Source organism: Arthrobacter sp. Bi26 (assembly GCF_918697925.1).
Taxonomy (GTDB): Bacteria; Actinomycetota; Actinomycetes; order Actinomycetales; family Micrococcaceae; genus Arthrobacter.
Window position 1 is genome coordinate 1 of record NZ_CAKKMF010000165.1, and the last position, 4736, is coordinate 4736.

Annotated in this window: 5 protein-coding genes; all 5 read left to right on the forward strand. The window is 68.6% G+C overall.

Features of this window, described 5'->3' with window-relative positions:
- Positions 1-468, forward strand: a 468-nt coding sequence (locus tag LQV16_RS22850; protein ID WP_229996128.1) for an FAD-dependent oxidoreductase, incomplete at its 5' end; no start/stop codon positions are given.
- A gap of 12 nt (positions 469-480) precedes the next feature.
- The gene (locus LQV16_RS22855; protein WP_229996129.1) at positions 481-810 is read left to right on the forward strand and encodes a sarcosine oxidase subunit delta; all 330 of its coding nucleotides are present in this window, start codon (positions 481-483) and stop codon (positions 808-810) included.
- Positions 807-3761: an FAD-dependent oxidoreductase gene (locus LQV16_RS22860; RefSeq protein ID WP_229996130.1), complete on the forward strand. Its 2955-nt coding sequence runs from the start codon at positions 807-809 to the stop codon at positions 3759-3761. Before LQV16_RS22855 ends, LQV16_RS22860 begins: the two co-directional genes overlap by 4 nt.
- Positions 3754-4389: a sarcosine oxidase subunit gamma family protein gene (locus LQV16_RS22865; protein ID WP_229996131.1), complete on the forward strand. Its 636-nt coding sequence runs from the start codon at positions 3754-3756 to the stop codon at positions 4387-4389. The genes LQV16_RS22860 and LQV16_RS22865 overlap by 8 nt, the downstream gene beginning before the upstream one ends.
- On the forward strand, positions 4389-4736 hold a 348-nt coding region (locus tag LQV16_RS22870), incomplete at its 3' end, for a serine dehydratase beta chain (RefSeq protein ID WP_290369417.1). The genes LQV16_RS22865 and LQV16_RS22870, both read left to right, overlap by 1 nt.

A 4736-nucleotide genomic window follows, 5' to 3' on the forward strand; every position in this document is an offset into this window, starting at 1 on the left:
CTGGTGTCCGAGCTCCACGAGCCCGTCCACCCCACCGTGGTCATGTCCAACCACGTCCACGTCTATGTCTCCCAGGCGCACAAGGGCGAACTGGTGATGGGCGCCGGTGTGGACTCGTACAACGGCTACGGCCAGCGCGGCTCCTTCCACGTGATCGAGCACCAGATGGCCGCCGCCGTCGAACTCTTCCCGATCTTCGCCAGGGCCCACGTGCTCCGGACGTGGGGCGGAATCGTGGACACCACCCTGGATGCCTCCCCGATCGTGGGCACCACCCCGGTGGAGAACATGTTCGTCAACTGTGGCTGGGGAACCGGCGGATTCAAGGGCACACCGGCTGCCGGCCTGACGTTCGCGCACACGATCGCCACCGGAACACCGCACAAACTCAACCAGCCCTTTGCGCTCGAGCGTTTCGAAACCGGCGCCCTGATCGATGAACACGGCGCCGCCGCCGTGGCCCACTAGAAAGGTACGGACATGCTCCTTATCTCCTGCCCCAACTGCGGTCCCCGCGACGAGACCGAGTTCCACTACGGCGGCCAGGCCCACGTGGCCTACCCCGAAAACCCGGCGGAACTCACCGACCGCGAATGGGCCGAGTACTTGTTCTACCGCGACAACACCAAGGGCGCCTTCGCCGAACGCTGGCTGCACAGCACGGGCTGCCGGCAATGGTTCAACATGCTCCGCGACACGCTCACGTACGACATCCAGGCCATCTACCCGATGGGCCAGCTCCGGCCCGCCACGGGACCCACAGCCCCCACCATCACCAGCCCCGTTTCCCCGGAAGGATCCTCCAAATGAGCGCTCAGCCGCAGCCCGCGCGTCTTAGCACCGGCGGACGCATCGACCGCAGCGTCACTTGGCGCTTCACCGTGGACGGCCGGGAGTACACGGGCCACCCCGGCGACACCCTCGCCTCCGCCCTGCTGGCGAACGGCCGGCTGGAGGCGGGCAACTCCCTCTACGAGGACCGGCCGCGCGGCATCATGTCCGCCGGGGTCGAGGAATCCAACGCCCTGGTCAAGATCGCCGCCCGGTTCCCGGGCCACGTGGCCGAGTCCATGCTCCCCGCCACCACCGTGTCCCTCGTGGACGGCCTCAGCGCCGAATTCCTCAACGGGCTGGGAAAACTGGACCCAGACGAGGACCGCGCCGAGTACGACAAGAAATACGTCCACACCGACGTCCTCGTGATCGGCGGCGGCCCCGCGGGCCTGGCCGCCGCGCGGCAGGCCGTCCGCGCCGGCGCCCGGGTCATCCTCATTGACGACCAGCCCGAGCTCGGCGGCTCGCTGTTGTCCGGATCCACCGATCCGGCCCTCGCGGAGAGCATCGAAGGCCAGCCCGCGCTGGACTGGGTGGCCAACGTTGAAGCCGAACTGATCTCCGCGGCCGACTGCACGGTGCTGAACCGCACCAGCGCCTTCGGCGCCTACGACTCGAACTACGTCATTGCGGCCCAGAACCGGACCGACCACCTCCTGACCCCGGCCGCGCCCGGCGTTTCCCGCCAGCGGATCTGGCACATCCGGGCCGCCCAAGTCGTCCTGGCCCCGGGCGCCCACGAACGCCCGCTGGTCTTCGAAAACAACGACCGCCCCGGCATCATGCTCGCCTCCGCGGTCCGCACCTATCTCAACCGCTACGCCGTCGCCGCGGGTTCCCGCGTGGTCATCAGCACCACGAACGACAGCGCCTACGCCCTGGCCGCCGACCTCCGCGCGGCCGGAATCGGTGTAGAGGCCGTCGTGGACGCCCGGCCGCAGCTGAGCGAAACCGCCGCGGCAGCCGCGGCCGCGGGAACGCGCGTGCTGATCGGCAGCGCCGTCGCCAACACCACCGCTGCTGTGTCCGGCGACGGCCGGCTCCTCGGCGTCACCGTCCGGAGCATCAACGACGCCGGCGAGCTCACCTCGGGCATCGAACACCTCGCCTGCGACCTGCTGGCCGTCTCCGGCGGTTGGTCACCGGTGGTGCACCTGCACTCCCAGCGCCAAGGCAGGCTGCGCTGGGACGAAGACCTCGCCGCCTTCGTCCCCCACAGCGTGGTTCCCAACCAGCAGGTGGCCGGATCCGGACGCGGCAGTTACGCCCTGGACGACTGCGTGGCCGAAGGCATCTCCGCCGGGGCCGCTGCGGTCATCGCCGCGGGCTTCGAGTCCGACGCGGAACCGTCTGCGCCGACGCCGCCGCGCGCCGCCGCCCCCACCCGCCAGCTCTGGCTGGTCCCCGGACAGGAAGGCGGCCCGGAAGACTGGCACCACCACTTCGTCGACTTCCAGCGCGACCAGACCGTGGCCGACGTGCTGCGCTCCACCGGGGCCGGCATGCGCTCCGTGGAACACGTCAAGCGCTACACCTCGATCAGCACCGCCAACGATCAGGGCAAGACGTCCGGCGTGAACGCGATCGGCGTGATCGCAGCAGCCCTCAAGCACGGCGGCGGGGAAACGGTTGGGGTAGGCGAAATCGGGACCACCGCGTACCGCGCGCCCTTCACTCCGGTGGCATTCGCTGCCCTGGCCGGACGCCAGCGCGGCGAACTCTTCGACCCTGCCCGCCTGACCTCCATCCACCCCTGGCATGTCGCCCAGGGCGCCCTGTTCGAAGACGTCGGCCAGTGGAAGCGGCCCTGGTACTACCCGCAGGGCAGCGAGGACATGGACACCGCGGTCCTGCGCGAATGCGCTGCCGTCCGGGAATCCGTGGGCTTCATGGACGCCACCACCCTGGGCAAGATCGAGATCCGGGGCAAGGACGCGGGCGAGTTCCTGAACCGCATCTACACCAACGCCTTCAAGAAGCTGGCACCGGGTTCGGCCCGCTACGGCGTTATGTGCACCCCGGACGGGATGATCTTCGACGACGGCGTCACCTTGCGCCTGGACGAGGACCGGTTCTTCATGACCACCACCACCGGCGGCGCGGCCAAGGTCCTGGACTGGCTGGAGGAATGGCTGCAGACCGAATGGCCGGAACTGGACGTGCACTGCACCTCCGTTACGGAGCAGTGGTCCACCATCGCCGTCGTCGGACCGAAATCCCGGGCCGTCCTCGCCAAAATGGCTCCGGAACTGGCAGCCGACGGCGGCCTCGACGCCGAGGCTTTCCCGTTCATGACATTCCGCGAGACCACCCTGGCTTCCGGCGTCCAGGCCCGGGTCTGCCGGATCTCGTTCTCCGGCGAACTGGCCTACGAAATCAACGTCCCGTCCTGGTACGGGCTGAGCACCTGGGAAGCCGTGGAGGCGGCCGGCGCGGAGTTCAACATCACCCCGTACGGCACCGAAACCATGCACGTGCTGCGTGCGGAGAAGGGGTACCCGATCGTCGGTCAGGACACCGACGGAACGGTCACCCCGCAGGATGCCGGCATGGAATGGGTGGTGTCCAAGGTCAAGGACTTCATCGGCAAACGCTCGTACTCCCGCAAGGACGCCGCCCGCACCGACCGCAGGCACCTGGTCAGCGTCCTCCCTGTGGACGGCACCATCCGGCTCCCCGAAGGCACCCAGCTGGTGGAGCAGGGCATCACCGTCAACCCCGCCTACGGCCCCGTGCCCATGCAGGGATTCGTCACCTCGAGCTACCACAGCGCCGCGCTGGGCAGGTCGTTTGCGCTGGCCCTGATCAAGAACGGGCGCAACCGCATCGGCGAAACCCTCGTGGCGGCCGCCGGTGACCAGCTGGTGGACGTCGTCGTCGCAGAAACCGTACTTTTTGACTCTGAAGGGGCCCGTAAAGATGGCTGACACAGCAGCACTCGAAAATTCCAAGAAGATCCAGACCCTCCGGAAGAGCCCGGCGTCGGGCCTATGGGCAGCTTTTGAAGCGGGCTCCGTTGCGGGCACGGTGGAGCTGCGCGAGGTGCCGTTCCTGACCATGGCCGGGATCCGGGTCGATCCCGACGGCGATGCCGGGGAGCGGCTGGGCAAACGCACGGGAGGCCTTCCCACCGCTTCCGGGGAGGTCCGCAGCAGCGGTGACACCGCGGCGCTGTGGCTGGGCCCGGCAGAATTCCTGCTGGTGGCACCGGCGGAATCCCATGAAAGCCTGGGCGGTGAGCTCCCCCGGACGCTCACCGACGCACTCGGCGACGCCGAGGGCCAGGTGGTGGACCTCTCCGCCAACCGCACCACGCTCGAACTCTCCGGGCCCCGGGCCCGGGACGTTCTGGAGAAGGGCTGCGCCCTGGACCTGCACCCCCGCGTCTTCACGGCCGGCACGGCGCTGTCCACGGAAATCGGCGGCATCCCCGCCATCTTGTGGAAGACCGCGGAAGAGACCTACCGAATCTTTCCGCGGGCATCCTTTGCGGAGTTCCTGGGCCGCTGGCTCCTCGATGCCATGCGCGAATTTGCGTCCACCGAGGTCCCCTGATGGCACTTAGCGTCCTGGACCTGTTCTCTGTTGGCATCGGGCCGTCCTCCTCCCACACGGTCGGCCCGATGCGGGCGGCCAAGCTCTTCGCCGACGGGCTCAAGAGTGACGGGACACTGAGCTCGACTACCAGAGTGCAGGCCGAGCTGTTCGGTTCCCTGGGTGCGACCGGACGGGGACATGGATCGGACAAGGCTGTGGTCCTCGGTCTTCAGGGACAGGACCCCGAGACCGTGGACACGGGCACGGCGGATGACCAGGTGGCGGCTGCGGCCCTGGACGCGGAGCTGCAGCTCGCCGGCCACCACCGGGTGGACTTCAACTGGGACGAAGACGTGGTCCTGCAC